Below are 26019 nucleotides of genomic sequence, written 5' to 3'. Positions count from 1 at the left end.
GACGGTGGGCCTGGGAGCGCGCGCCGTCCCGGGGTGTCCGGGGTGGCGGATCAGCTCAGCGAGCCGTCCCCCGTCTGCGGCGCACCGGCCGGTTTGACCGCGACCTGGGGTTTCGCCGGCTTGGGTGCCTTCGACGTCGCCGGCGGCTTCGGCTTGGTCGTGGGCGGTTTCGGGTGCGCCGAGCTGCTCGGCGGCGGCGTGCCGAGGATGGTGAAGCTGCCGGTGGCCACGCGGCCGTCCGAGCAGGTGAACTGCGCGGTGTACTTGCCCGGCGTCGTGATCGCCGTGGTGTGGCCGCCGGCGCGGCCGAAGTTGCCGCCCTCGGTGAACACCAGCGGCGCCGCGAACCCCTTCGACGTGACCGCCGTCTTCGGCGAGCAGCCGCTCAGCGCCGCGTGGGTTTCCGCGTCGACCCGGCCGCCCGGCTCCACCTGCTGGGTCAGTCCCCAGCTGACGTCGGCCGCGCTCGCCGGGGCCGCGAGCGCGACCGTCGCCGCGCTCGCCGCCATTAGGCCGATCAGGGTTTTCTTGACCATGGTTCGTCCCCTCTCCTTCGTGCTCCTCCCACGCTTGAGCCGGGGAAACGGTTGAGCCCGCGGGAAATTTCATGTACGTGAACATCGTCGCGTCTATGTTTCCCGCTCATGTATGGGGTTAGCTTGACCGATGCGCAACGGCCGGCTCGTTCTCGCTGTCGTCCTGGGTTTGTCGCTGGCGACGCCCGCCGCGGCGGCTGCCCAACCCTGGCGCGAAGCCGGGCAGCCGCCCGATCGCCGGGCCGCCGAGCTGATCGCGGCGATGACCCTCGACGAGAAGATCTCCCAGCTGCACCTGCAGCCCGACGCGGAGCACCAGCGGTACGTGCCGCCGATCCCGCGCCTCGGCGTACCCGGGTTCCGCATCGCCAACGGCCCGGCGGGCATGGGCCCGGCCGACGACAAGCCGCAGAAGCCGGCGACCGCGCTGCCCGCGACCATGGCGCTGGCGTCGACGTTCGACACCGGTGTCGCACGCCGGTACGGCCGGCTGATCGGCAGCGAAACCCGCGCGCTCGCGCACAACGTGTCCGAGGCGCCGGACATCAACATCGCCCGCGTCCCGCGCAACGGCCGGACGTTCGAGGGCATGGGGGAGGACCCGGTGCTCGCCGGCGCGCTGGCCGCCGCCGACATCCGCGGCATCCAGGAGAACGGCACGATCGCCGAGGTCAAGCACTACGCGGCGAACAACCAGGAGACGCAGCGGCAGAGCGTCGACGAGCACATCGACGAGCGCACGCTCAACGAGATCTACCTGCCGCACTTCGAGCAGTCGGTCGTCGAAGGCCACGCCGGCTCGGTGATGTGCGCGTACCCGAAGATCAACGGCATCTTCACGTGCGAGAACCCGGCGCTGCTGCAGGGCAAGCTGCGCGACGACTGGGGGTTCACGGGGTTCGTCCAGTCGGACTGGGGTGCCGCGCACAGCACCCTCGGGTCGGCGGCCGCGGGCATGAACCTCGAGATGATCGACGGCACCTGGTACGGCGACAGGATGAAGCAGGCCGTGCTCGCCGGGCAGGTCACCGAACAGCGCGTCGACGAGCTGCTGCTGCCGCGGTTCCGCACGATGTTCGCCTTCGGGCAGTTCGACCACCCGCCGGTGCTCTCGCCGTTGCCGACCGCGCAGCACGACGCCGCCGCGAAGGAGTTCGCCGAACGCGGCATGGTGCTGCTGCGCAACGAGCACGCCCAGCTCCCGCTCGACGACCGTGCGGTGAAGTCGATCGCGCTGATCGGCCCGTACGCGACCAAGGCCAAGACCGGTGGCGGTGGCAGCTCGGCGGTCATCCCGACGTCCACAGTGGACCCGTTGCCCGGGCTCCGGCAACGCGTTCCCGGTGCTGCCGTGACGCTCGACGACGGCAGCGACGTCACGAGGGCGGCGGAGCTGGCGCGCACGGCGGACGTCAGCGTGGTGATGGTCGGGGACGACGAAACCGAGGGCAAGGACCGGCCGAGCCTGGCGCTGGCGGGCAACCAGGACGCGCTGGTGGCCGCGGTCGCCGCGGCGAACCCGCGCACGGTGGTCGTGGTGAAGAGCGGCGGCCCGGTGCTGATGCCGTGGGCGGCTTCGGTGCCCGCGATCCTGCAGGCGTGGTACCCCGGCCAGCAGGACGGCGCGGCGGTGGCGGGCGTGCTGTTCGGCGACGTCGACCCTTCGGCCAAGCTGCCGATCACGTTCCCGGCGGCGGACGCGGACACCCCGGCGAACACGCCCGCGCAGTTCCCGGGTGTCGGTGGTGTCGCGACCTATTCGGAGGGGCTGCAGGTCGGCTACCGCTGGTTCGACGCGCAGGACCGGGCGCCGCTGTTCCCGTTCGGGCACGGGCTGTCGTACACGAAGTTCGCGTTCTCCGGGTTGTCGGTGCGCACCACGGGCGACGGCGCCACGGCGACGTTCACGGTCCGCAACACCGGACGGCGGGCGGGTGCGGAGGTCGCCCAGCTGTACCTGGGCTTCCCGGCGGCGGCCGGGGAACCGCCTCGGCAGCTGAAGGGGTTCTCGCGGGTTTCACTGGCGGCGGGGGAGTCCCAGCGCGTGACGATCCGGCTGGCCGCGCGCGACTTCTCGGTGTGGGACACGGCCGGCCACGCGTGGCAGCCGGTGCACGGCGGGTTCACGGTCTCGGTCGGCGACTCTTCGCGGTCCTTGCCGCTGCGGGCGTCGTTGACGCGGTGATGGGCCAGGTGGCTCGCGCGCGGGTCAGCCCTTGCAGCCCGGCACCGTCGCGGCGGCCTGTATCAGGTCCGGGGAGTCCACCATCGGCGCGATCGGGTCGTACGCCCCGTCGAGGTCCTGCTGCGCGCGCGTGACGGCGTCCGCCGCGGGGAGCTGGGACGCGCCGTCGCCGGGCCGGGCGCTGTCGAGGGCCTTCTTCGCCTCGGCCGCGTGGTCGCGGGCCGTCGTGTACTTCTTCACGAACGCCTGCCGGACCTTCTCGGCGGTCGGGACCGGGCCCGGGGGCAGGGCCGTGAGCTTGTCGACCACCTCGCCGGTGCGGGCCGCGATGCCGCCCAGCGTCTCGCTCAGCACCTTCTGCGCTTCGGTCACCGAGCCCGGCTCGGGCTTGCCGGGAGCGGCCTCGTCGTTGGTGCGGTCGCGGTAGCCGTGGATCGCGGAGCAGAAGCCGTCCATCCAGCTGAGCACGGCCGGGTCGGCGGTGGCCGCAGACGGGGTCGCGGGTGCCGTCACCGTCACGGTCGGCGGCGCGGCCGGTGGCGTGCCCGAACACGCCGTCAGCAGCAGGCAGGCGCCGAGCAGTCCCGGAACGAACTTCATGGGTCCCCCTCGCGGTGTCCTCGGCGGGTACACGCGCGAGCCTGCCCGAAGGTTGCTTCAGGCCGCGGCGAGGGTGCCACCCAGCGCCCGCTGCCCGTCGTCGGTGAGCTCCGCCCGCGCCCACTGCCCGACGGCCACGACCCGCGCCGGCCGGATCAGCCCCGCCCGCGCCAGCTCGTGCGCGGTGGACTGGTCGCAGCACGGCAGGCCGTCGACCCGCAGGTCCGGTTCGCAACTGCAGGTCAGCTCGGCGCGGCCGGCGCCGACCGCCCGCAACATCGCCAGTGCCCGTCTGTTCAGCATGGCCATCCCCCTCAGGTGGTTCCGACCCTGAAGAGACGTGACCGCCGTCACCGAATACGCGGTTTTCGCGAGGTTCCCCCGAACGGTGCACCTCGAAACCGGTCAAGCCCGAGTGCCGGCGCGGTTCCCTAAAGCCGTTCCTGCAAGGCGTCCGCCGCCGCGAGGAGGTCGGCCGCCCAGCGGGCGCCCGGCTTGCGGCCGATCCGCTCGATCGGGCCGGACACCGACACCGCCGCCACGACCGTGCCCGCCGAATCGCGCACCGGTGCCGAGATGCTCGCCACGCCGGGCTCGCGCTCGGCCACGCTCTGGGCCCACCCGCGCCGGCGCACCTCGAGGAGCGTGCGCTCGCCGAAGACCGCGTCGGCCAGGATCGTGCGCTGCGTGTGCGGGTCCGCCCACGCCGCGAGCACCTTCGCGCCCGAACCGGCCGTCATCGGCAGCCGTGAACCGATCGGGACGGTGTCGCGCAGGCCGCTGGGCGGTTCCGCCGTCGCGACGCACACGCGCTGGACGCCGTCGCGCCGGTAGAGCTGCACGCTTTCGCCGGTGACGTCCCGCAGCTTCGGCAGCACCACGCCCGCCGCGTCGAGCAGGGGGTCCGTCGAGCCGCCCGCCAGTTCGGCCAGTGCCGTACCGGGGCGCCAGCGCCCGTCCGGACCGCGGCGCAGCAACCGGTGCACCTCGAGCCCGACCGCGAGCCGGTGCGCGGTGGCCCGCGGCAGACCGGTTCGCGTGCAGAGTTCCGCGAGGCCGCAGGGGTCGTCCGCGACCGCCTGCAGCACGGCCACTGCTTTGTCCAGTACTCCGATACCGCTATGCTGTCCCACGACCCGATACTAGCGTCCCGCACTTTGGGAAGTCCAGCATCTGGGAAAACCCTGAACTCGAGCTGCGCTCCTCCTTCGCGGCTCGCATTCGCCCCCGCGGTGCGCGCCCGAGTTCCGACGTCGAACCGTGGAAGGAGCCGGAGATGACCAGCCCGACCGGCAAGGCCCGCACACTGGCGGAGAAGGTGTGGGAAAGCCACCTCGTGCGCCGAGGGGAAGGCGCCGAACCGGATCTGCTCTACATCGACCTCCACCTGCTGCACGAAGTGACCAGCCCGCAGGCCTTCGACGGCCTCCGGCTGGCCGGGCGGCCGCTGCGCCGCCCCGACCTGACCATCGCGACCGAGGACCACAACGTCCCGACCGTCGACATCGAGCTCCCCATCGCCGATCCGGTCTCGCGCACCCAGGTCGACACCCTTCGGCGCAACTGCAAGGAGTTCGGTGTCCGGCTGCACCCGATGGGTGACGCCGAGCAGGGCATCGTGCACGTCATCGGCCCGCAGCTCGGCCTGACCCAGCCCGGCATGACCGTGGTCTGCGGCGACAGCCACACCTCCACGCACGGCGCGTTCGGCGCCATCGCCTTCGGCATCGGCACGTCCGAGGTCGAGCACGTCATGGCCACCCAGACGCTGCCGCTCCGTCCTTTCAAGACGATGGCGATCACGGTCGACGGCGAGCTGCGCCCCGGCGTCACGGCGAAGGACGTCATCCTCGCGGTGATCGCCAAGATCGGCACCGGCGGCGGCCAGGGCTACATCCTGGAGTACCGCGGCTCGGCCATCGAGGCGCTCTCGATGGAAGCCCGGATGACCGTCTGCAACATGTCGATCGAGGCCGGCGCCCGCGCCGGGATGATCGCCCCGGACGAGACGACGTTCGAGTACCTGAAGGGCCGCCCGCACGCGCCGAGCGGCGCCGACTGGGACGCGGCGGTCGAAAACTGGCGGCAGCTGCGCACCGACGACGGCGCCGAGTTCGACGCCGAGGTGCACCTGGACGCGGGCGCGCTGACGCCGTTCGTGACCTGGGGCACCAACCCCGGCCAGGGCCTGCCGCTGGGCGCCGACGTGCCCGACCCGGAGCAGATCCCGGACGAGAACGACCGCGTCGCGGCCGAGAAGGCCCTGTCCTACATGGATCTCAAGCCCGGCACGCCGCTGCGGGAGATCGCGGTGGACACCGTGTTCCTCGGCTCCTGCACCAACGGCCGGATCGAGGACCTGCGGGCCGCGGCCGAGGTGCTGCGCGGGCGCAAGGTGGCGGAGTCGGTCCGGATGCTGGTGGTCCCCGGCTCGATGCGGGTTCGCAAAGCCGCCGAAGCCGAGGGGCTCGACGCCGTCTTCACCGAGGCCGGCGCCGAGTGGCGCCAGGCGGGCTGCTCCATGTGCCTCGGCATGAACCCGGACCAGCTGAAGCCGGGCGAGCGCAGCGCGTCGACGTCGAACCGCAACTTCGAGGGCAGGCAGGGCAAGGGCGGCCGGACGCACCTGGTGTCGCCGCTGGTGGCCGCCGCGACGGCCGTCCGGGGGACGCTTTCGTCGCCGGAAGACCTGCTGACCGCCGCCCGCTGACCCACCCGAGGAGCTCCCACCATGGAACCGTTCACCCAGCACACCGGCGTCGGCGTCCCGCTGCGCCGGTCCAACGTGGACACCGACCAGATCATCCCGGCGGTCTACCTCAAGCGGGTCACCCGGACCGGCTTCGAGGACGGCCTGTTCGCCGCCTGGCGCGGTGACGAGGACTTCATCCTCAACTCCGAGCCGTTCAGGGCCGGCAGCGTGCTGGTCGCGGGACCGGACTTCGGAACCGGTTCCTCCCGCGAGCACGCCGTCTGGGCGCTGATGGACTACGGCTTCCGGGCCGTCATCTCGGCCCGCTTCGCCGACATCTTCCGCGGCAACTCCGGCAAGGGCGGCCTGGTGGCCGCGCAGTGCGAGCAGCACGACGTCGAACTGCTCTGGAAGCTGCTCGAGAACGAGCCCGGCACGGAGGTCACGGTCGACCTCGAGACCAAGACCGTGCGGGCCAAGGACTTCACCGCGCCCTTCCAGATCGACGACTACGTCCGCTGGCGCCTGCTGGAGGGCCTGGACGACATCGCTCTCACGTTGCGCCATGCCGGTGAGATCGACGCCTTCGAGGGCGGCCGCCCGTCCTGGAAGCCGACGACGACGCCGATCGCGGCGGGCTAGTCCACTCTTCGGCGGGATCCCTTGTGGTTCAAGGGATCCCGCCGTTTTCGCGGTTGCGTCCAGTCGATGCCGAACGGCCCTCGCGAGGCGTTCTTCGCGAGGCGGAACCCGCCCCGGGGCAAGGGAAAGGGTCCGCGTGCCGTTTGGAATTTGTGCTGCCTTGGTAATACCGTGTGCTGGTCGGCCGACCGGGCCGAGGACGGGTACTCCCTTCTTGGAGGACTGGAATGGCCAACAAGGCCCAGCTGATCGAGGCGCTGACGGAGCGCCTGGGCGACAAGAAGGCCGCTTCCGAGGCGGTCGACGGTCTGGTCGACATCATCATCCGGACGGTCAACAAGGGCGAAAAGGTCAACATCACCGGCTTCGGCGTGTTCGAGAAGCGCGCCCGCGCGGCCCGGACGGCCCGGAACCCGCGTACCGGTGAAGCCGTGCGGGTCAAGAAGACGAACGTGCCGGCGTTCCGGGCCGGGACGACTTTCAAGGACGTCGTTTCCGGGGCGAAGAAGCTGCCGAAGGCGACGCCGGCGAAGCGGGCGGCCGCGGGGAACCGCGCGTCCACGACGACTCGGGCGACGACACCGCGCGCAGCGGCAGCGAAGCCGGCGGCGGCCCGGGCGACGGCGACGCGGACCCGGGCAGCGGCGGCGAAGCCGGCCGCGACGACGGCGAAGCCGGCGACCACGCGGACTCGCGCGGCAGCGGCCCCGAAGGCGGCCGCGGCCAAGACGACCACGCGGGCGAAGGCGGCTCCGAAGGCGACCGCGCCGAAGCCTGCTGCGGCGAAGACCACGGCTGCCAAGACAACGGCGGCGAAGCCTGCTGCGGCGAAGCCGGCTGCCAGGACGACCACGGCCCGGAAGACCACCGCGGCCAAGGCACCGGCCAAGCGAACCTCGACCGCGGCGAAGAGCTGACCACCGAAAACTGTCGGACCCCTGCGGTAACGTGAAATCAGGGGGCCCCAGGGGGCGACCCCTGCTCAGGCGATCGACTTTCCGGCGGGGCCCCGTGCGAAGTGCGCGGGGCCCCGCCGCATGTCCGGACCAGGTGCGGCGGAAGTGATCCGCGTGCGCGGAGTTCCGGACGGGGGCGGTTGGTGCCACGCGGCGGGTTCCGGCTGGTCTTGCCGGGTCGGTGCGGTGGAAGTGATCCGCGCGCGGAGTTGCGGACCGGGCGGGGTAGGCCTGGTCGGGGGTCGCGCGGTTTGGCTGGTTTCGCCGGGTGGGTGCGGCGAAAGCGATCCCCGCGCACGGAGTTCCGGACGGGGGCGGTTGGTGCCACGCGGCGGGTTCCGGCTGGTCTTGCCGGGTGGGTGCGGTGGAAGTGATCCGCGCGCGGAGTTGCGGACCGGGCGGGGTAGGCCTGGTCGGGGGTTACGTGGTTTGGCTGGTTTCGCCGGGTGGGTGCGGTGGAAGTGATCCGCGCGCGGAGTTGCGGACCGGCCGGTTGGTGCCACGCGGCGGGTTCCGGCTGCTCTCGCCCGGGCCGGTGCGGCGGAAGCGATCCTCGCCCGCGGAGTTCCGGACTAAGGCCGGGCCGGGTAGGCCTGGTCGCAGGTCACACAGTTTGGCTGGTTTCGCTGGGCAGGTACGGCGGAAGCGATCCCCACCCGCGAAGCCCGGACCGGGTGGGTCGGTCGGCGCCCACGCCGCGGGCCGGCTGCTCGCACCGGCCCGCGGCGAAAGCGATCCCCGAGCCCCCAAAGCGAACCGAAAGCCCGGCCGGCGAACCGCCTGCTCACGAAAGTCACTCACCGCCAACTCCGCTATCCCGAACGGAACCCGCACGCCACCCGCTCGGCGCAACCCCCGCCCCGGGACCGGTTCCGCCCAATTTCGCAAAGTTGCTTGAGCGCCCGGCCGAGTGATGCCACGCTGCGTTCCTCGGGGCCCGCGTGCGGGTCCGGCGGCGCGTGACGGCTCACCTGGGGGCGACCACCATCGACATCCGGCTGCTCGGCCCGTTCCAGGTGCTCGTCGGCGGTTCCCCGGTCGTGCTGACGAGCTCCCGCCAACGCGCGCTGCTCGCGACCCTCGCCCTCGCCGCGGGCCGGCTGGTGTCGATCGATGCGCTCGCGCGCGGGGTTTGGGGCGAGACGCCGCCCGCGCACATCCGGGGGAGCCTGCAGACCTACGTCATGCGCCTGCGCCGGCTTTGCGGTGAAGACACCGTCGTCACCGAGCCGGACGGGTACCGGCTGGTCGTCGACCCGTCCCGGGTGGACGCGCTGCGCTTCCTGCGCGCCCTCGACCAGGCCGCCGCCACCACCGAACCCGCGCAGCGGCGGGCGCTGCTCACCGCCGCGCTCGCCACCTGGGGCGGGGCTCCCCTCGAGGGCGTCGGGTCGCCCGCGCTCGCCGCGGAATGGGGGCCGTTGCTCACCGAACGGCACCTCTTCGCCGTCGAACAGCGCATCGACCTCGACACCGGGCTCGTGCCCGACGCGCGGCTCGTCGCCGAGCTCACCGACCTCGTCGCCCAGCACCCGCTGCGGGAGTCGTTGTGGGAACGGCTGGTCCGCGCCCTCGCGCGGTCCGGGCGCCGGGCCGAAGCACTCGCGCGCTACGCCGGGCTGCGGGCCCTGCTGGCCGACGAACTCGGCGTCGAACCGGGCGAAGACCTGCGGCGGCTGCACGCCGAACTGCTCGCCGCCGACGCCGGACCCGCCGGGCACACCGTTCCGCGGCAGCTGCCCTTCGACGTCGCCGGCTTCACCGGCCGCGGTCCCGAAATCGCCGAGCTCGACCGGCTCCCGCCCGGCGGCGCGTCCGGCATCGTCGTCATCGAAGGCACCGCCGGCGTCGGGAAGACGTCGCTCGCCGTGCACTGGTCGCACCGCGTCCGCGACCGGTTCCCCGGCGGCCAGCTGTTCCTCGACCTGCGCGGCCACTCCGCGGCCACCCCCGTGACGCCGGAAGCCGCGCTCGCCGGCTTCCTCCGCGCGCTCGGCGTCCCGCCCGAGTCCGTGCCTTCCACAGTGGAGGAACGCTCGGCCCTGCTGCGCAGCCGGCTCGACGGCAGCCGCACGCTCATGCTGCTCGACAACGCCCGCGACGCCGACCAGGTCCGCCCGCTGCTGCCCGGTTCCGGCAACCTCGTCGTCGTGACCAGCCGAAACCAGTTGCGTGGCCTCGTCGCGCGCGACGGCGCCCGCCGCATCGCGTTGCGGTCCTTCGACGACGGCGACGCCGCCGCGCTGCTCGCCGGCAGCGTCGGCCCGCGGCGCCTGGCCGCCGAACCCGGGGCCGTCGCCGAACTCCTCCAGCTCTGCGGGCGCCTGCCGCTCGCGCTGGCGCTGGCCGGAGAACGCGCTTCCCGCTTCCCCGGCGTTTCGCTCGCCGGCATCGTCGAAGAACTCCGCGACCAGCGGCTGCGCCTGGACACCCTGCGCGACCCGCAGGACGCCGGCACCGACCTGCGCGCCGCGTTCTCCTGGTCCTACAAGGCCCTCCGCCCGGCCGCCGCGCGGTTCTTCCGGCTGCTCGGCCTGCACCCGGGCCACGGGTTCAGCCTGTCCTCGGCCGCCGCGCTCGCGGGCGCAGACCTGCGCGAAGCCCGCGAACTCGCCGACCAGCTCGCCGCCGCGCACCTGCTCAACCAGCCCGGCACCGACCGCTACCAGTTCCACGACCTCCTGCGCGTCTACGCCGGCGAACTCGTCGAAACCGAGACGACGGCGGAAGACCGCGCGGCCGCGTTGCGCCGGCTCCTCGACTGGTACCTCGCCACGGTCGCGGAGGCCAACAAGCTGGTTCGCCCCGACCTGCTCACCGAGGACATCACCCTCGGCCCACCGCCGCTGCCCGCCGTCCGCTTCACCCAGCATGAGCAGACGATCGCCTGGTACGCCACGGAACGGCAGGCCCTCACCGCACTGGTCGGCATCGCCGCCGGCCGCGGCTGGACCGCGCACGCCTGGAAACTCGCGTGGCTGCTGCGTGGCTTCTTCGCCGAACGCCACGACCGCGACGACTGGATCACCACCGCGCGCGCGGCCGTCGCCGTGACCCGCGAGGCCGGCGACAACACCGGCCTCCAGTACAGCGCCAACAACCTCGGCTCGGCCTACCTGCGCACGCTGCAGCCCGACAAAGCACTGGAAGCGCTGGAGGAAGCCCGCGCCGCCACGGAGTCGGGCGGCGGGACCGCGCTGGCCGTGGCGATCCTGTCGAACCTCGCCGGCGCCTACTACGTCCGCGCGGAGTACGCCGAAGCCGAGCGCTACGCCCTCCAGGCCGTCCACCTCGCGCGCGACCACGGGCAGCGCACGTTCGTCCCGCACGCGCTGCTCAACGTCAGCGCCAGCCGCATCGGCCTGCACGACTACGACCACGCGGCCGAAGCCGCCGAGGCCGCACACGAAGCCTTCGCCGAACTGGGGGACCGCTACCACGCGGCGCTGGCGCTGGGGAACGTCGCCGAGGCGCTCGCCGGAGCGGGACGGCACGACGAAGCGGAGAAGGCGGGTCTCGACGCGTTGGCCGAGCTCAAGGAGCTGAACGCCGACTACGGGACCATCGACGTCCAGATCACCTTGGGCCGTCTCAAGCAGCGCACCGGCCGCGACCGCGAAGCGAGCGGCCATTGGGCCGAGGCGCTGACCGTCAGCCAGCGCCTCGGCGACCCCCGGGTCACGGAGATCCAAGCCCTGCTGGCGACAGTGCCGACAGAAGGGCCCTCGCCCGGGGATGCGCCGTACCCCTAGCCCGGCGCAGCCCAGCGGGACCCGGGACCAGTACACCAAGATCTACTGTCAGGACGCTGTCTCGTGGCGGGGAGTACTCAGGAGCGGGTGGGCGCGGGGGCCGGGAGGGCGCTCGGGTAGTAGTCCGCCGCCAGCAGCAGCGGGCCTTCCTCGGCCGTCGGCGGGCGGAACGACAGGACCCAGAACGAGCCCTTCTTGCTGGGCACGACCCCGCCGCGCGCGGCGGAAAGCTCGACGCCGTCGCGGTCGGCCAGTGCGCTCACCAGGTCCGGGATCACGCCGCCCTGGCTGGACACCACCGGTGTCCCGCCGTCGCCGGCCACGGCCAGCAGCCGCGCCACGCCGAGGACCGGGTCCGGCCAGTAGCCCTCTTCCGAGAACAGCGGTTCGTGGCGGACTTCGGTGCCGAGGTCGTCCGCGATGCCGTGCACCGTCTGCACGCACCGCAGCCGCGGCGCCGACAGCACCCGGTCCGGCCCGAACAGCGCGACCACGCGCCGCACCGCGGCCGCCTGCCGCAGGCCCGCTTCCGAGAGCGGCCGCAGGTCGTCGTCGCCGGTCCACTCGTCGCGCTTGCCCGCCTTCGCGTGCCGCACCAGCAGCACCTTCGACAGGCCCACGGGCAGCTCGCAGAACGCCCGCAGCACGCGCACGTCGCCCGGCCGCGTCAGCAGCTTCTCCGCCGCCGTCGGCGCCAGCCAGCGCAGTTCGTCGACCTCGTCGTTTTCGGCGAACTCGCCGGAAACCGCTTCCGCGGCGAAGTAGTCGACCGTCTTCGGCACCGTTCCGGAGCCGCCGCGCGACGGCACCGCGTACGTCGTCTGCGCCACGTAGCGGCCCAGGACCGCGGCGAACCCGGTCTCCTCACGCACTTCGCGGACGGCGGCTTCGGCGCTCGTCTCGCCCGCGTCGAGCTTCCCCTTCGGCATCGACCAGTCGTCGTACCGCGGGCGGTGGACCAGGGCGACCTCGGTCACCCCGCCGGCGACGCGCCACAGCACCGCGCCGGCCGCCCGTACCTCGTGGGTCATCCGGCGGCCCCGTGCAGCTTCGCCAGCTCCAGCTGGTGGTCGCGCACCCGCGAGCCGTCGGCCGGGAACGGTGCCCACTCGCCGCTTTCGGTCAGCACCCAGCAGCGCGTCGCCGGGTCGAGCGCCGAGTCGAAGATGTCGTCGAGCTGCCGGGTCAGCTTCGGGTCCTTCACCCGCACCAGCGCTTCGATCCGCCGGTCCAGGTTCCGGTGCATCATGTCGGCGCTGCCGATCCAGTGCGTGCCGCCCGCGCGGAAGTGGAAGACCCGCGAGTGCTCCAGGAACCTGCCCAGGATCGACCGGACGTGGATGTTTTCCGACAGCCCTTCGACACCCGGCTTCAGCGTGCAGATGCCGCGCACCACGATCTCGACCGGCACCCCGGCCTGCGACGCGTGGTAGAGCGCGTCGATGACCTGCTCGTCGACCAGCGAGTTGCACTTGATCCGGATCCCGGCCTGCTGCCCGGCCCGCGCCAGCTCGATCTCCTCGCCGATCGCGCGGACGATGCCGCGCCGGATGCCGTGCGGCGACGTGAGGATCGTCCGGTAGGTGTCCTGGCGGGAGTAGCCGGTGAGCACGTTGAACAGGTCGGTGACGTCCGCGCCGATGCTCGGGTCGGCGGTGAACAGGCCGATGTCCTCGTAGAGCCGCGCGGTCTTCGGGTTGTAGTTGCCGGTGCCGATGTGGCAGTAGCGGCGGATGGTCGAGCCCTCCTGGCGCACGATCATCGACACCTTGCAGTGCGTCTTCAGCCCGACCAGGCCGTAGACGACGTGCACGCCCGCGCGCTCCAGCGTCCGCGCCCACGTGATGTTGGCCTGCTCGTCGAACCGCGCCTTGATCTCGACCAGCGCGACTACCTGCTTGCCCGCCTCCGCGGCGTCGATCAGCGCGTCGACGATGGGGGAGTCGCCCGAGGTCCGGTACAGCGTCTGCTTGATCGCGAGGACCTTCGAGTCGGCCGCCGCCTGCTCGATGAACCGCTGGACGCTGGTGGAGAACGAGTCGTACGGGTGGTGCACCAGGACGTCGCCCTCGCGCAGCGTGGCGAAGACGCTCTTCGGGGTCTCGCGCTCGCCGAACGCCGGGTGCGTCGCCGGGACGAACGGCCGGTCCTTGAGCTCCTTGCGGTCCACCCCGGACAGCTGGTGCAGGCAGGTCAGGTCGAGCAGGCCGGGCACCTCGACGACGTCGGCCGGGTCGACGTCCAGCTCGCGCAGCAGCAGCTCGAGCATGTGCTCGCTCATGTCCTGCGCGACCTCGAGGCGCACCGGCGGGCCGAACCGGCGCTGCGCCAGCTCGCGCTCGAGGGCCTGCAGGAGGTCCTCGTCGCGGTCCTCGTCGACTTCGAAGTCGGCGTTGCGGGTGACGCGGAAGACGTGGTGCTCGGTGACGTCCATGCCGGTGAACAGCTCGCCGAGGTGCGCGGCGATCAGCTCTTCGAGCGGCAGGAAGGTCGCGGTGCGGCTGGCGCGGTCGGTCTCGACGCGCATCAGCCGCGGCACGTTGCTCGGCACCTTCACCCTGGCGAACCGCTCGGTGCCGCCCTCCGGGTCGCGGACCGTCACCGCGAGGTTGAGCGAGAGGCCCGAGATGTACGGGAACGGGTGCGCGGGGTCGACGGCCAGCGGCGTCAGCACCGGGAAGATCTGCTCGGAGAAGTAGCTCGACAGCCGCAGCTGGTCGGCGCCGGACAGGTCGGCCCAGCCGACGATGTGGATGTCGTGCTCGGCCAGCTGCGGGCGCAGGTGCTTCTCGAACGCGCCGGTCTGGCGCTCGACCAGGTCCTGGTTGCGCTTGGCGATGTAGCCCAGCTGCTCGCGCGGGGTGAGCCCGTCCGCGCTGCGCACCAGCAGGCCGGTCTCGTCGCGGCGCTTCAGGCCGGCGACGCGGACCATGTAGAACTCGTCCAGATTGGACGCGAAGATGGCGAGGAACTTCGTCCGCTCCAGCAGCGGCTGCGACTCGTCCTCGGCCAGCGCGAGCACGCGCGCGTTGAAGTCCTGCCACGACAGCTCGCGGTTGAAGTACCGGTCGTCCGGCAGCGTCTCGACGGCGGCGGGCGCGGTGGTGACCGCGGGCGGCGCCGACGGCACCGCGCGGAACTCCTCGGCGTTGCGCCCGTTGCCGTGCGCGGAGCTGCGGCGGCGGGTGGTCGCCGGGGTGGCCTTGCGCGCTCGGGGCTTCCCGGCGGTGGCCCGGGCGGCGGTGTCGCGTGCGGTGGCTTTCGACGGGACCTTCTTGGCTGTGCTCGCCCGGCCGGTGGTGCTCTTCTTCGCGGTCTCCGAAGATCCGCTGGCCGGGTTCCGTCGCCTCCGCGGTGCGGGCGTGCCGCCGTCGTCTGTGCTCACGGACCCCATTCTTCACCAAGCCACGCGGAATTGCGCAGGGCGCGGTGAAGGTCAGGTGAACAGCTCAGCGCGGTACCGCACAGGCTTCTGCCGTGTGTTTTCCGACACCCAGGGCGCGTACGTGGGCGAGATCGTCCGGGGTGTCGACGTCGCTGCGGAGGGTGGCGAGCGCCGCCTGCAGCGCGACGGCTCCGGAGCGGCGGTGCGCTTCGGCCGAGCCCACCCCGAAACGCGGGTCGAGGGGTGCGGCGGGGGCGGAGAGCAGGAGCGTGGTGCCGGTGCCCTGGCGATCGGCCACGAAGGCGCGCCGGTTCGCCGATTCCGCGATCGCCGCCGTCAGGTCGCCTGCCCGCAGGGCCGGGAGGTCGGCTTGGAGGGCGCCGACGACGGCCGCCGGGTCGTCCGCGCGCAGCCGTGCTTCGCCGTGGCGGAAAGCTTCGTTGAGACCTCCTTGCGGTGGTTCGGGGATGATTTCGACGCCGAGCTCGGCGAGTTCGGCGACGGCTCGCGGGTCGGCCGCGACGAGCAGGACGCGCCGCACCTGCCCGGCCGAGACGACGGCGGCGAGCGTGTCGGCGGCCAGCGCGAGTACCAGTGCCGGGTGGTGGTCCGGTTCGACCGCGCCACGCAGCCGCGACTTGCCGTCGCGGGGGTGTTTCATCGGCACGACCAGGTCAACGTCCACGTGTCCATCTTTACCGGAAAGGTGGGGCTCGTGTCGGGCTGCGGGGTGGGTTGTCCACAGGTGAGAGCACTTGTGGACAACCTGGGGGGCGGAGGTCGTGAACGGGTCGTTCACGGCGTCGGACGACAGGGCTCCGGCAAAGTCGCCGGCCGGGCCGGGCACCCGACCATGTTTCCCGGGACCGGACGTCAGGAAAGACCCTTTCACCGCCTCTGGCGAGGTGAAAGGGTCTTTCCTGACGGTGCGGCCGCCGGGCCGGCTGCACCGATCCGACTTTGCCGGGACCCTGACGTCGGACGAGGTGAACGGGTCGTTCATGCCGTGCGAGGGCGGGGCCGGGCCGGTGTTCGTGGCCGGCGCCGGCCGCGCAACCGGGCCTCCACCAGGGCGCCCGGCCGCCTCCGAACACCTCGGCGGCACCCGAACGCACCCTCCCTGGACTGCTCCGACCCCGGCGCGGCAGGATCAACCCCGGACTTCGTAGGTTGAGGAGGAGATCGTGGCCCGGCGTGAAAAGGGTGGCTTCTGGGTGGGGCTCGCCGCCGTACTGTTCTACCCGGTCACCGGGATCGCGCGGCGGGTCTACGTCGGGGACGAGAAGGTGCCGCGGCAGGGGCCCGCGCTGCTCGTGCTGAACCACATCTCGCACCTCGACCCCGTCGTCGACGCCGTCTTCGTGCACCGGGCGAAGCGGGTGCCGCGGTTCCTCGGCAAGGAAAGCCTGACCCGGACGCCGATCTTCGGGAAGATCTTCGTCGGCTCGGGCCAGATCCCCGTCTCGCGCGGGTCGGCCGCCGCCGGGGACAGCCTCAAGGCCGCGCACGAGGCGCTGCAGGCGGGCAAGATCGTCGTCATCTACCCCGAGGGCACCATCACCAAGGACCCGGCCGGCTGGCCGAAGGAGTCCTTCACCGGCGCCGCGCGGCTCGCGATCCAGAACGACGTCCCCGTGATCCCCATCGCCCGCTGGGGCACCAGCCAGCTCTTCAACGGCTACACCAAGAAGTTCAAGCCGTTCCCGCGCAAGACCATCACCCACCGCGTCGGCGAGCCGCTCGACCTGTCGGCCTACCGCGAAGGCAGCGTCCGCAGCGCGTCGAAGCTGCGTGAGGTCACCAAGGTCATGATGGACGAGGTGACCCGGCTGCTCGGCGAGATCCGCGACGAGGAACCGCCGTCGGAGAAGCCGGGGGAGCCGGCCTGATGCGCGCCGACGTGCAGCGGGTCACCGTGCTCGGGGCCGGGTCGTGGGGCACCGCGTTCGCGAAGGTCCTCGGGGACGCCGGGCGCGACGTCACGCTCTGGGCGCGCCGCGACGAGGTCGCCGAAGACATCCGCGAGCGGCACGCCAACAGCGCGTACCTGCCCGGCGTCGCCCTGCCGGAGAACATCACCGCGACCAGCGACGCGGCGAAGGCGCTCGAAGGCGCCGAAGCCGTCGTGCTCGCCGTGCCCAGCCAGAGCTTGCGCGCCAACCTGACGTCGTGGCGCGGTCTGCTGCCGCCGGAGGCGATCCTCGTCAGCCTCGCCAAGGGCGTCGAGCTCGGCACGCTCAAGCGGATGAGCGAGGTGATCGGCGAGATCGTCGGGATCGACGCCGGCGACGTCGTCGTCGTCACCGGGCCGAACCTGGCCAAGGAGATCGCCGCCGGGCAGCCGTCCGCCTCCGTGCTGGCGTGCGCCGACCACGAGCGCGCCGTCGCGATCCAGCGCGCCTGCGCCAACTCCTACTTCCGGCCCTACACCAACACCGACGTCGTCGGCTGCGAGCTCGGCGGCGCCTGCAAGAACGTCATCGCGCTCAGCACCGGCATGGCCGCCGGCCTCGGGCTCGGCACCAACACGATGGCGACGCTCATCACCCGCGGCCTGGCCGAGATGGCCCGGCTCGGCGCGAAGCTGGGCGCCGACCCGCTGACGTTCGCCGGGCTCGCCGGGGTCGGCGACCTGGTCGCGACCTGCTCGTCGCCGCTTTCTCGCAACCGGACGTTCGGCGAGCGCCTCGGCCGCGGCGAGACGCTCGAACAGGCGCAGGCGGCGGGCGGCGGGCAGGTCGCCGAGGGCGTCATGTCGTGCTCGTCGATCCGGGCGCTCGCGCGGAGCGTCGGGGTCGACATGCCGATCACCGACGCGATGCACCGCGTCTGCCACGAAGGCGTCGACCCGCGGCGGGCGGGCGCGGAGCTGCTCGGGCGGTCGCAAAAGCACGAGTGGTCCTGATCTCCCGGCAGGTGGGACGTCTTGACCGGGCGGGGAGCGGCTGCGACTCTGGTCGCATGTTCGCGCACGAGATGACCGAGCTGCGGGGCCCCACGGGTCGCCGCGCCGTCGTGCGCGCGTGTCGCTGTTGTCGGTGAACCCAGCCCCGGCCCAGCCCGACACTCCCGTGAGGACCCCCATGTTCGCCGTTCCGGACAACACCCTGCTGCGTCCCGAAAACCCCGCGCTGCGCCACCCGGTGCGCGTCGCGCTCGAGGTCGCGGCCGACCGCGACCGCTGGAAGCACCTGCTGCGCTACGACCCCGAGCAGCGCTTCGCGGCGCTCGTCGAGAAGGACGCGCGGCAGGAGGTCTGGCTGATGGGCTGGCTGCCCGGCCAGCACACCGACCTGCACGACCACGCGTTCGCCAGCGGCGCGTTCACCGTGGTCAGCGGGCACCTGACGGAGGCCGTGGCGCGCCGTGCCCCGGGCGGCCGCGCGATCACCGAACTGCACTCCCTCGCGGTGGGGCAGTCGCGGGTGTTCGGCCCGGGGTACGTGCACGAGGTGCGCAACGACGGCCCGGACCCGGCGGTGTCGGTCCACGTCTACCGCGACGCCGAGCGCGAGATGCGCTCCTACCACCTCGACCCGCTGGGCGGCCCAGTCCTGGACTGAAGCACTCAGTCCAGGTCGCCGCGCAGGCGGAACCCGCGCTCGATCGCGTCCCGGTCCGCGCCGGCCGCCAGCAGCGTGCGCAGCAGGATCCGGGCCTTGCGCGCGTCCAGCCAGCCCGCCATCGTGGCGCCCATCGCGATCAGGCTCGACTCCGAACCGTGGAAGCCGTACGTCGAGCGCAGCGTCGGTCCCGCGCCGGTCCGCGAAGCGACCACCACGGGCAAGGAATCCACCAGCCGAGCGACGACGTCGGCCGTGCCGGCCGAGACGTGGCCCGCGCCGGTCGCCGCCAGCACGATCCCGCGCACGCCCGGCTGCGCGGCCGCGTGCGCGAGGACCTCGCCCGGGTCGTCGAGACCCGTTTCGACCACCGCGACCAGCCCGCCGAAGTCCTCGCCGGTGAGCGCCGGGGGCCGCGGCGGCGAGGGGTGGAAGTAGTGCACCGCGTGCTCCACGACCATCCCCAGCGGCCCCGCGGGCGCCGACGTGAAGGCGTCGAGCCGGCTCGAATGCGCTTTCCGCACCCACCGCGCCGCGTGGACGTCGTCGTTGAGCGTCACCAGCGCGCCCCGGCCGCGGCTGCGGGGATCGGCGGCCACGGTCAGCGCGTTGCGCAGGTTCGCCGGGCCGTCCGGGCTGAGCAGGCCCGCGTTGCGCATCGCGCCGGTGACGACCACGGGGAGCTCCGACGGCCAGCACAGGTCGAGGAAGTACGCGGTCTCTTCGAGGGTGTCGGTGCCCTGCACGACGACGAACCCGTCGGCGTCCTGCCGCAGGCCCCATTCGCGGCAGCGCAGCAGCGTCGCGAAGTCCATCGACGCGCTGCCGATCCCCGCGAGGGTTTCGGCGAGGACGTCCACCGGCAGGTCACCGAGCCCGCCGAGCAGCTCGGCGGCGCCCAGCCGGGGAACGGCACCGGCGCCGGCGACCGGGGCCATCGAGATGGTTCCGCCGAGGGTGGCGACCGCGATCAAGGTCATGCGGTCACCCTATTCAGCCGTTCTTGACCGCCTGGAGCGTGTAGCTCGCCGCGAGCCGCGAGGGCGTGTCCTTCAGCCGCCACTCGTCGGCGGCTTCGTCGTGCGTCATCTGGCCGGGGATCGCGTTCCACGGGACGCTGTCGTGCTCGGTGAACGCGGTCAGCGTCAGGCCGTTGTCCAGCAGCGCGGTGATGATCTCGCCCAGCGAGTGGTTCCACGAGTGGCTGACGCTGTGGGTGAGCGGCCGGTCGGTGGCGACGTAGGTCCCGGGCTCGTCGAACACCAGCGGCTCGGCGTGCTCGAAGTACGGGTAGCGCGGCGCCGCCGGGTCGTTCTCGTCCAGCGTCCCCAGCATCGGATGACCCTCCCGGATGAAGAGCCGCCCGCCCGGGCGCAGCAGACCGGCGACCACCGACGCCCAGCGTGCCGCCGACGGCAGCCAGCACAGCGCCCCGATCCCGGTGTAGACCAGGTCGAACTCGCCGGCGCCCAGCACTTCGACGGCGTCGTGGACGTCGGCTTCGTGGAAGTCGATCGCCGCGCCCGCCGCCTCGGCCAGCTTCCGTGCTTCCGCGAGCGCCGCGCCCGAGAAGTCCAAGCCGGTCACGGAAGCGCCGAGCCGTGCGAGCGACACCGTGTCCGTGCCGATGTGGCACTGCAGGTGCACCGTGCGCAGGCCGCCGATGTCGCCGAGGCGCGGCCGGTCGAACCGCACGACGGCGCTCAGGTGCGCGGGATCCGCGGCGAAGCCGGCGAAGTTGTAGTCCGGCGAAGCCGCGTGCAGCTGCGCGCGCTCGTCCCAGTTGGCCTTGTTGACGGCGAACGAGTCCGTCACGACGTCGCCGCGCGCTCGGCCGCGCTGCGCAGGACGCAGAACTCGTTGCCTTCGGGGTCGGCGAGCACCGCCCAGCCGGTGCCGTCGGGCTTGCGGAGGTCGTCGACCAGCGTCGCGCCCAGGCCGAGGATGCGCTCGACCTCGTCGTCGCGGGCGACGTCCGGTTGCAGGCAGACGTGGAGCCGGTTCTTCACCGTCTTCGGCTCGGGGACCCGCAGGAACAGCAGGTCGATGCCGCCCTCGAGCGCGATGCCGCACTCGTCGTCGCCGGGCTGGTCCTCCTCGGGGACCGGCTTCCCGGTGACCTCGCTCCAGAACTGGCAGAGCCGGTACGGATCGGCGCAGTCGACGGACACGTGCAGGACGGACGAAGGCATGGCACTCCTCGGCAGACGGGTGCCGCCGAGTCTGGCTCAGCCGGAGCGCCGGGGCGAACCGATTTACGACGCCAGCGAGAGCCCCGCCGTCCGGTGGACGCGGCGGCTGTCGTCGACGATGAGGATCTCGCAGTCCGGCCGGTCGGCCGCCCACGTGATGCCCTCCTCGCCCATCGCGAACGCCGCCGTGGCCAGCGCGTCCGCGGTGACCAGGTCGGACGCCACGACCGTGACGCTCATCAGTCCCGTCGCGGGCGTTCCCGAGCGGCCGTCGAGGATGTGGGAGCCGCGTTCGTACGCCGCCGACGTCGCGATCGCGCCGTTGCGCGACTCCAGCACCGCGCACACCGCCAGCGGCTGCTCGGGGTGGCGGACGCCGACGCGCCACGGGCGGCCCGGCTCCGGCTCGCCCGCGGTGACGACGTCGCCGCCCGCGTTGAGGCAGAACGTCGTCGCGCCTTCGGCTTTCAGCATGTCGGCGGCGCGCTGCACCGCCCAGCCCTTCACCACCGCGCACGGGTCGAGGCCGCGCCCGGGCAGCCGCGCCCGGAACGCACCGCCGGAAAGCTGCTCGTAGTACGCGCAGAGTTCCAGGACCTCCAGGAGGTCGTCGCTCAGCTCGGCGGCCGCGAGCTCGCCGCGGTCGTACCGGCTGACTTCGCTGTCGGCCTTGAACGGGCTGAACCGGGCGTCGACGTCGTGGAACCAGCCGAAGACGTCGTCGACGGCCTCGGCGAAATCCCCGTCGTCGCGCAGGTCGAGCGAGATCGGCAGGCCCATCACCTGTTCGACGCGGGTGGTCATCTGTTCCCCCGCGCGTCGATCGCGGCCTGCAGCGACGTCTTGTACGACTCGCTCGTCTCGGTCGCGCCGGTGATCGTGTCGATGTCCGCGCTCTGCGCCTGCATCGCCTCGTCCTGCAGCCGCGGCAACGCGGTGAGCGCGCGGCCTTCGTTCGGCGCCTGCAGCAGCGTGATCGCGGTGAGCCGCGCACCGGTGAACGTCACCTGCACCTGCACGGTCCCGTAGGTGCTGGACTCGGCCGAGCCCTGCGTCGTCACCGTCGCGTTCGCACTGTCCGAAGTGGAGGGTGCGGTCGACGGCGCCGCCGAGGGGGCCGGGGCGCTCGTGCTGGGCGGCGCCTGCGCGACGGCGGCGGTGTTGTGCACCGGCCCCGGCTCGAACCGCCAGACCGAGATGAACCCGGCGATCGAGAGCGCGACGACGAAAATGGTCTTCTTCACGGTGGAAATCCCCCTAGGCCGCGAGGCTGAAGCGTTCGGCGTGGACCTGGGTCTTCGGCACCTTCAGCTCGCGCAGGCTGCGCAGCACGGCCGCCGTCATCCCCGGCGGGCCGCAGACGAACACGTCCCGGTCGTGCACGTCCGGCACCATCATGTGCAGGTTCGCCGGCCCGAGCATCGCCCCGCGCGGGCCGACCGCCTGGTCCGGTCCGGTGAGGACGCTGATGTCGGCGCCCCGGGCCTTGGCCAGCCCGTTCAGCTCCGGCAGCAGCACCGCGTCGGCCTGGTTGCGGACCCGGTACAGCACGACGACGTGCCCGTCGATGTCCTCCAGCAGCGCGCGGATCGGCGTGATGCCGACGCCGCCGGCGACGAGCAGCGCGTTGGGCCGCCGCTGGTGGATGGTCGTGAAGGCGCCGTACGGGCCTTCGGCGAACACCCGCGTCCCGACGCGCAGGTTCCGCAGCGACGCACTGGAATCGCCGAGCGCCTTCGCGGTCAGCCGCAGCGTGCGGCCGTCGGGTGCGGCGGACAGCGAGAAGGGGTTGGCCTGCCACCAGCGGTCCTTCGTGAGGAACCGCCACAGGAAGAACTGGCCCGCCCGCGCCGGCATCTTGTCCAGGTGCTTGCCGGTCATGTACACCGAAACGACGTCCGGGGCCTCGGAAACCACCGCGGTGACCCGCAGCTGGTGGCGCACGTTGCGCCACAGCGGGAGCACGACGCGGCCGGCGAGCACCGCGGCGCCCGCGCCCAGCCAGAGCGTCCACCAGTACGCCTTCGCCTGCTCGGAACCGGCGAACGACTGGCCCAGCGCGATCTGGTGGGTGAACGCCAGCAGCACCGCGGCGTAGGTGTAGAGGTGGATGAAGTGCCACGTCTCGTAGGCCAGCCGCTTGCGCGCGAACTTCGCCGAGGCCGCGCCCACGATCAGGATCACGGCGAACGCGACCAGCGCGCGCAGGATGCCTTCGAGGGTGTTCGCCATCTCGACCAGCTCGTCGACGACGCCCTTGTCGGACACCTCCGCGTAGCCGAAGGCGATGAACACCAGGTGCGCGAGCAGGGTCCACAGGATCGTGAAGCCGGTCCAGCGGTGCCAGGTGGTGAGCCGGTCCATCCCGATCCGCCGGTCCAGCCAGGACAGCCGGGCCACGAGCAGCAGCTGGAAGGCCATCGCCAGCGCGCCGTACATCCCGGCGAGCCGCCCGATGCTGATGAGCACGTTCTGCGAGAGGCCGGCCTGCGCGAACAGCGCGGTGACGGCCGCCACGTTGGCGCCCAGGAAGGTGAAGAGGCCGGATTTCGCGGCGATCCGGGGGCGGATCGCCGGGCGCGCGGCCTCGGCGGTCTGCGTCATGGTGGTCACACGGATCCCCTTCGGTTTCGGTTCACGAGGGCCAGCCTCGCCACGCAGCCTGTGGCGAGGCTGGGTGCGGCCTGTCGGATTCCTGTCGGCCCGCGCCACGGCTCGCCCGCTCCGCGCGCGCCGGGAGAAGATGGGGCGGTGCAGACCTCCGAGACCGTGCGCCTGCTCGTCGTCGACGACGAGCCGCACATCGCCGACCTCGTCGCCACCGTCGCCCGGTACGAGGGCTGGCAGGCGGTCACGGCGGGGTCCGGCAAGGCGGCGCTGACCGAGGCGGCGGCGTTCGCCCCGGACATCGTCGTGCTCGACCTGATGCTGCCCGACCTCGACGGCTTCACCGTGCTCGACCGCCTGCGCGAGAACGGCAACGCGGTCCCCGTGGTGTTCCTCACGGCCAAGGACGCGACGGCCGACCGGATCGCCGGGCTCACCCGCGGGGGTGACGACTACCTCGTGAAACCGTTTTCCGTCGAGGAGCTGATGGCGCGGCTGCGGGCGGTGCTGCGGCGCAGCCACGGCGGTGCGCAGTCCGCCGCGCGCGGCGCGGTGCTGCGGGTCGGGGACCTCACGCTGGACGAGGACAGCCGCGAGGTCCGCCGCGGCGAGCGCGCCGCCGAGCTGACCCCGACCGAGTACGAACTGCTGCGCTACCTCATGCGCCGGTCGCCGTCGGTGCTCACCAAGGCGCAGATCCTCGACCACGTCTGGGAGTACGACTTCGGCGGCCGGTCCAATGTGGTCGAACTGGTCATCTCGCACCTGCGGCGCAAGGTCGACGCGGGCGGGGGCGAACCGCTGATCCACACCGTGCGCGGCGTCGGGTACGTCGTGCGCCAGGCCAACCGGTGAAGCGCTTCTTCGCGAAGTGGTACGGGGCCTGGCAGCGCACGCGGCTGGGCACCCGGATCACGCTCGGCCTCGGGGCGCTCGCGCTGGTCGTGTTCGCGGCCGTCGGCGTCACGATGGTCGGGATCATGCACGGCTACCTCGACCGGCGGCTCGACGAGCAGCTGTCGAAGAGCCAGAACACCCAGCTGCCGCTGCTGCGCGAGACGCACGGCTCGCCGCAGTCGGTGTACTCCTGGTATTCGGCGCTGTACAAGGTGCGCGACGGCGTCGCGACCCCCGAGCCCGGCGGCCGGCTGCCGGGCAACGCCAAGCAGCTGGCGAAGATCGCCGCCGAAGCGGTGAACGGCGACGTCACGCGCAACATCTTCCTGTACGACGACGGCCCGTACCGGGTGCGCGCCTGCCCGGTCGACAACGGCTCGGTGCTGCTCTCGGCCGCCCCGCAGAAGGACCTCGACGGCACCGTGCAGCAGCTGATCTGGGTCGAGGTGGCCGCGTTTTCGCTCGCCCTCGGCGTCCTGGTCGTCGTCGGACGGCTGGTGCTGCGCCGCGGCCTGCGCCCGCTGGCCGACATGGCCGGGACCGCGCACGACATCGCGTCCCACGACCTCACGGCGAGCCCGGCCCTGCCGGCGCGCGCGTCGGGCACCGGCGGCGGCGCGGAGGTCGACGAGCTGCGGACGGCGTTCAACGTGATGCTGGCGCACATCGACACGTCGCTGGCGGCGAAGACCGAGGCGAACGAGCGCCTGCGCCGGTTCGTCGCGGACGCGTCGCACGAGCTGCGCACGCCGCTGACGTCGATCCGCGGTTACGCCGACCTCTTCCGCTACGCGGCGGCGAACGAGCCGGCGGAACGGGAGGCGCACCTGGCCAAGATCCGCGAGGAGACCGCGCGGATGACGGTGCTCGTCGACGACCTCCTGCTGCTGGCCCGCCTCGACGCGCGGGCGGCCGAGACGCCGTTGCGGCCCGAGCGCGTCGACCTGGCCGAGCTGGCCGGCGACGCGGCGGACGCGTTCGCCGCCGGCCGGCCGGACCACCCGGTTTCTTCTTCGCTCGCACCGGCTTTCGTTTCCGCGGACCCGCTGCGGCTGCGGCAGGTGCTCGACAACCTGCTGGCCAACGCGGCCGTGCACACCCCGCCGGGGACGCCGGTGCACGTCTCGGTGAGCTCTTCTCCCGGCGAGGCCGTCGTGGCGGTCACCGACACCGGGCCGGGGATCGCGCCGGCCGACCAGGAGCGGATCTTCGACCGCTTCTTCCGCGTGGACGACTCCCGCACCCGCGGCAACGGCGGCACCGGCCTGGGGCTTTCGGTGGTCCAGTCCCTGGTGACGGCGCACGGCGGCACGGTCGCGGTCACCTCTGAGCCGGGCCGGACGGTGTTCACGGTCCGGCTGCCGCTCGCCGGTCGTGAGTGAGGAACCGGGTGGGAACACTGTTTCTCACTCACGACCGCCGGGCGCGCTCGTAGTGGGCGATGAGCACGCCCTTGGTGGTCGTGACGCTGCGGGTGAGCGTGAACTCGGTGAGCGGCGCGGCGGCGTCGAAGAGGCGCGCGCCGGTGCCGAGCGTGAGCGGGTGGATCAGCAGCGTGTAGCGGTCGACCAGGCCGGCCGCGTGCAGGGCGCGCACCAGCGACGTGCTCCCGATGACCGAGAGATCGGCGCCGGGCCCGGCCTTGAGCTCGGCGACGGTCCGCGTGGCGTCCCCGCGCAGCAGGACCGAGTTCCGCCACGCCCCGGCGTCCTCGAGGGTGGTCGAGGCGACGTACTTGGTGGCGGCGTTCAGGTGCGCGGTGAAGGGGTTGCCGTCGTCGCGCCGGCTCCACACCCCGGTGAAGTCCGCCCAGGTGCGGCGGCCGAAGAGCAGGTCGCCGGCCCGGCTCATGCCGCGGCCCATCTCTTCGGCCAGGACGTGATCCTGGTACCGGGTGCCCCAGCCGCCGTGGCGGAAGCCGCCGCGGGTGTCCTCGCCGGGCCTTCCGGGGCCCTGGACGACGCCGTCGAGGGTGACGTTCATGGTGACGCCGAGCGCGCGCATTTCCGTGT

General features: G+C 72.6%; 24 protein-coding genes. 10 read left to right on the top strand and 14 right to left on the bottom strand.

The annotated features are described in order from the left end of the window. Positions 1 to 50 precede the first annotated feature (50 nt). A complete protein-coding gene (locus ACLJQM_RS30480) occupies positions 51 to 536 on the bottom strand; it encodes a hypothetical protein (RefSeq protein WP_360774356.1) in 486 nt (161 codons plus the stop codon). Between the two features lie 130 nt (positions 537 to 666). Here ACLJQM_RS30480 and ACLJQM_RS30475 point away from each other — a divergent pair, with 130 nt between their 5' ends. Then, positions 667 to 2721 carry a glycoside hydrolase family 3 C-terminal domain-containing protein gene (locus tag ACLJQM_RS30475; protein ID WP_410633737.1) on the top strand — a complete coding sequence of 685 codons (2055 nt, stop codon included), beginning with the start codon at positions 667 to 669 and terminating at the stop codon, positions 2719 to 2721. A gap of 24 nt (positions 2722 to 2745) precedes the next feature. Here the strand turns inward: ACLJQM_RS30475 and ACLJQM_RS30470 are convergent, their stop codons facing one another. From ACLJQM_RS30470 to ACLJQM_RS30460, 3 genes are all read right to left on the bottom strand, one after another. Beyond that, entirely contained in the window at positions 2746 to 3321 is a 576-nt protein-coding gene (locus ACLJQM_RS30470) for a hypothetical protein (RefSeq protein WP_410633735.1), read from the bottom strand. Between the two features lie 57 nt (positions 3322 to 3378). Then, entirely contained in the window at positions 3379 to 3624 is a 246-nt protein-coding gene (locus tag ACLJQM_RS30465) for a hypothetical protein (RefSeq protein ID WP_370971542.1), read from the bottom strand. Between the two features lie 128 nt (positions 3625 to 3752). After that, positions 3753 to 4454: an IclR family transcriptional regulator gene (locus tag ACLJQM_RS30460; RefSeq protein ID WP_163046815.1), complete on the bottom strand. Its 702-nt coding sequence runs from the start codon at positions 4452 to 4454 to the stop codon at positions 3753 to 3755. Positions 4455 to 4597: 143 nt separating this feature from the next. On the opposite strand from ACLJQM_RS30460, the gene leuC reads away from it, so the two are divergent. From leuC to ACLJQM_RS30440, 4 genes are all read left to right on the top strand, one after another. Further along, positions 4598 to 6031: a 3-isopropylmalate dehydratase large subunit gene (gene leuC / locus ACLJQM_RS30455; protein ID WP_360774344.1), complete on the top strand. Its 1434-nt coding sequence runs from the start codon at positions 4598 to 4600 to the stop codon at positions 6029 to 6031. Between the two features lie 21 nt (positions 6032 to 6052). Beyond that, positions 6053 to 6655 carry a 3-isopropylmalate dehydratase small subunit gene (gene leuD, locus ACLJQM_RS30450; protein WP_410633733.1) on the top strand — a complete coding sequence of 201 codons (603 nt, stop codon included), beginning with the start codon at positions 6053 to 6055 and terminating at the stop codon, positions 6653 to 6655. Positions 6656 to 6882: 227 nt separating this feature from the next. After that, positions 6883 to 7572 carry an HU family DNA-binding protein gene (locus ACLJQM_RS30445; RefSeq protein WP_410633732.1) on the top strand — a complete coding sequence of 230 codons (690 nt, stop codon included), beginning with the start codon at positions 6883 to 6885 and terminating at the stop codon, positions 7570 to 7572. 998 nt (positions 7573 to 8570) lie between these two features. Then, positions 8571 to 11363: an AfsR/SARP family transcriptional regulator gene (locus ACLJQM_RS30440; RefSeq protein ID WP_247013407.1), complete on the top strand. Its 2793-nt coding sequence runs from the start codon at positions 8571 to 8573 to the stop codon at positions 11361 to 11363. Positions 11364 to 11440: 77 nt separating this feature from the next. On the opposite strand, the gene ACLJQM_RS30435 is transcribed toward ACLJQM_RS30440, so the two are convergent. The 3 genes from ACLJQM_RS30435 to cofC are packed head-to-tail and all read right to left on the bottom strand — an operon-like array spanning position 11441 to position 15433. Next, a complete protein-coding gene (locus ACLJQM_RS30435) occupies positions 11441 to 12394 on the bottom strand; it encodes an NUDIX hydrolase (RefSeq protein WP_247013404.1) in 954 nt (317 codons plus the stop codon). Beyond that, positions 12391 to 14757 (bottom strand): RNA degradosome polyphosphate kinase, encoded by a 2367-nt coding sequence (locus ACLJQM_RS30430; RefSeq protein WP_247013402.1) that lies wholly within the window; start codon positions 14755 to 14757, stop codon positions 12391 to 12393. Before ACLJQM_RS30430 ends, ACLJQM_RS30435 begins: the two co-directional genes overlap by 4 nt. A 55-nt stretch (positions 14758 to 14812) precedes the next feature. Continuing rightward, positions 14813 to 15433: a 2-phospho-L-lactate guanylyltransferase gene (cofC, locus tag ACLJQM_RS30425; protein ID WP_410633730.1), complete on the bottom strand. Its 621-nt coding sequence runs from the start codon at positions 15431 to 15433 to the stop codon at positions 14813 to 14815. Between the two features lie 499 nt (positions 15434 to 15932). Between cofC and ACLJQM_RS30420 the strand changes: the two genes are divergently transcribed. The 3 genes from ACLJQM_RS30420 to ACLJQM_RS30410 all read left to right on the top strand — a co-directional run bounded on the left by ACLJQM_RS30420 (position 15933) and on the right by ACLJQM_RS30410 (position 18311). Then, positions 15933 to 16637 carry a lysophospholipid acyltransferase family protein gene (locus ACLJQM_RS30420; RefSeq protein WP_360774332.1) on the top strand — a complete coding sequence of 235 codons (705 nt, stop codon included), beginning with the start codon at positions 15933 to 15935 and terminating at the stop codon, positions 16635 to 16637. After that, on the top strand, positions 16637 to 17653 hold the full coding sequence (locus tag ACLJQM_RS30415) for an NAD(P)H-dependent glycerol-3-phosphate dehydrogenase (protein ID WP_247013394.1): 1017 nt from the start codon (positions 16637 to 16639) through the stop codon (positions 17651 to 17653). Before ACLJQM_RS30420 ends, ACLJQM_RS30415 begins: the two co-directional genes overlap by 1 nt. Positions 17654 to 17831: 178 nt before the next feature. Further along, a complete protein-coding gene (locus ACLJQM_RS30410; protein ID WP_410633729.1) occupies positions 17832 to 18311 on the top strand; it encodes a cysteine dioxygenase in 480 nt (159 codons plus the stop codon). 5 nt (positions 18312 to 18316) lie between these two features. Here ACLJQM_RS30410 and ACLJQM_RS30405 read toward each other — a convergent pair whose 3' ends face one another. The 6 genes from ACLJQM_RS30405 to ACLJQM_RS30380 all read right to left on the bottom strand — a co-directional run bounded on the left by ACLJQM_RS30405 (position 18317) and on the right by ACLJQM_RS30380 (position 23107). Beyond that, entirely contained in the window at positions 18317 to 19291 is a 975-nt protein-coding gene (locus ACLJQM_RS30405; protein WP_410633728.1) for an asparaginase, read from the bottom strand. A gap of 13 nt (positions 19292 to 19304) precedes the next feature. Next, a complete protein-coding gene (locus ACLJQM_RS30400) occupies positions 19305 to 20126 on the bottom strand; it encodes a class I SAM-dependent methyltransferase (protein ID WP_360774323.1) in 822 nt (273 codons plus the stop codon). Continuing rightward, on the bottom strand, positions 20123 to 20503 hold the full coding sequence (locus tag ACLJQM_RS30395; RefSeq protein ID WP_247013386.1) for a VOC family protein: 381 nt from the start codon (positions 20501 to 20503) through the stop codon (positions 20123 to 20125). The genes ACLJQM_RS30400 and ACLJQM_RS30395 overlap by 4 nt, the downstream gene beginning before the upstream one ends. A gap of 63 nt (positions 20504 to 20566) precedes the next feature. Continuing rightward, positions 20567 to 21307, bottom strand: a complete 741-nt coding sequence (locus ACLJQM_RS30390) for an FAD:protein FMN transferase (RefSeq protein WP_410633726.1) — start codon at positions 21305 to 21307, stop codon at positions 20567 to 20569. After that, a complete protein-coding gene (locus ACLJQM_RS30385) occupies positions 21304 to 21747 on the bottom strand; it encodes an FMN-binding protein (RefSeq protein WP_410633725.1) in 444 nt (147 codons plus the stop codon). Before ACLJQM_RS30385 ends, ACLJQM_RS30390 begins: the two co-directional genes overlap by 4 nt. 13 nt (positions 21748 to 21760) lie before the next feature. Beyond that, complete coding sequence (locus tag ACLJQM_RS30380) at positions 21761 to 23107, bottom strand: ferric reductase-like transmembrane domain-containing protein (protein ID WP_410634071.1); 1347 nt, start codon at positions 23105 to 23107, stop codon at positions 21761 to 21763. A gap of 147 nt (positions 23108 to 23254) precedes the next feature. Between ACLJQM_RS30380 and ACLJQM_RS30375 the strand changes: the two genes are divergently transcribed. Both ACLJQM_RS30375 and ACLJQM_RS30370 read left to right on the top strand, forming a co-directional pair. Further along, entirely contained in the window at positions 23255 to 23965 is a 711-nt protein-coding gene (locus ACLJQM_RS30375) for a response regulator transcription factor (RefSeq protein ID WP_247013379.1), read from the top strand. Beyond that, positions 23962 to 25389, top strand: a complete 1428-nt coding sequence (locus ACLJQM_RS30370) for a sensor histidine kinase (RefSeq protein WP_410633724.1) — start codon at positions 23962 to 23964, stop codon at positions 25387 to 25389. The genes ACLJQM_RS30375 and ACLJQM_RS30370 overlap by 4 nt, the downstream gene beginning before the upstream one ends. Positions 25390 to 25417: 28 nt before the next feature. Here ACLJQM_RS30370 and ACLJQM_RS30365 read toward each other — a convergent pair whose 3' ends face one another. Then, on the bottom strand, positions 25418 to 26011 hold the full coding sequence (locus ACLJQM_RS30365) for a dihydrofolate reductase family protein (RefSeq protein WP_410633723.1): 594 nt from the start codon (positions 26009 to 26011) through the stop codon (positions 25418 to 25420). Between the last annotated feature and the right edge of the window lie 8 nt (positions 26012 to 26019).

The organism is Amycolatopsis sp. cmx-4-83 (assembly GCF_046548815.1).
In the GTDB taxonomy this organism is placed as follows: domain Bacteria; phylum Actinomycetota; class Actinomycetes; order Mycobacteriales; family Pseudonocardiaceae; genus Amycolatopsis; species Amycolatopsis pretoriensis_A.
The sequence above is the reverse complement of the archived record's forward strand: the minus strand, read 5'-3'. Positions and strand labels throughout refer to the sequence as shown.

Coding starts and splice junctions, on each gene's coding strand:
- ACLJQM_RS30435 (WP_247013404.1), bottom strand. CDS start 12,394: ATGACCCACGAGGTACGGGCGGCCGGCGCGGTGCTGTGGCGCGTCGCC.
- ACLJQM_RS30390 (WP_410633726.1), bottom strand. CDS start 21,307: ATGACCACCCGCGTCGAACAGGTGATGGGCCTGCCGATCTCGCTCGAC.
- ACLJQM_RS30445 (WP_410633732.1), top strand. CDS start 6,883: ATGGCCAACAAGGCCCAGCTGATCGAGGCGCTGACGGAGCGCCTGGGC.
- leuC (WP_360774344.1), top strand. CDS start 4,598: ATGACCAGCCCGACCGGCAAGGCCCGCACACTGGCGGAGAAGGTGTGG.
- ACLJQM_RS30395 (WP_247013386.1), bottom strand. CDS start 20,503: ATGCCTTCGTCCGTCCTGCACGTGTCCGTCGACTGCGCCGATCCGTAC.
- ACLJQM_RS30365 (WP_410633723.1), bottom strand. CDS start 26,011: ATGCGCGCGCTCGGCGTCACCATGAACGTCACCCTCGACGGCGTCGTC.
- ACLJQM_RS30415 (WP_247013394.1), top strand. CDS start 16,637: ATGCGCGCCGACGTGCAGCGGGTCACCGTGCTCGGGGCCGGGTCGTGG.
- ACLJQM_RS30430 (WP_247013402.1), bottom strand. CDS start 14,757: ATGGGGTCCGTGAGCACAGACGACGGCGGCACGCCCGCACCGCGGAGG.
- ACLJQM_RS30475 (WP_410633737.1), top strand. CDS start 667: ATGCGCAACGGCCGGCTCGTTCTCGCTGTCGTCCTGGGTTTGTCGCTG.
- leuD (WP_410633733.1), top strand. CDS start 6,053: ATGGAACCGTTCACCCAGCACACCGGCGTCGGCGTCCCGCTGCGCCGG.
- ACLJQM_RS30480 (WP_360774356.1), bottom strand. CDS start 536: ATGGTCAAGAAAACCCTGATCGGCCTAATGGCGGCGAGCGCGGCGACG.
- ACLJQM_RS30410 (WP_410633729.1), top strand. CDS start 17,832: ATGTTCGCCGTTCCGGACAACACCCTGCTGCGTCCCGAAAACCCCGCG.
- ACLJQM_RS30405 (WP_410633728.1), bottom strand. CDS start 19,291: ATGACCTTGATCGCGGTCGCCACCCTCGGCGGAACCATCTCGATGGCC.
- ACLJQM_RS30465 (WP_370971542.1), bottom strand. CDS start 3,624: ATGCTGAACAGACGGGCACTGGCGATGTTGCGGGCGGTCGGCGCCGGC.
- ACLJQM_RS30470 (WP_410633735.1), bottom strand. CDS start 3,321: ATGAAGTTCGTTCCGGGACTGCTCGGCGCCTGCCTGCTGCTGACGGCG.
- ACLJQM_RS30380 (WP_410634071.1), bottom strand. CDS start 23,107: ATGACGCAGACCGCCGAGGCCGCGCGCCCGGCGATCCGCCCCCGGATC.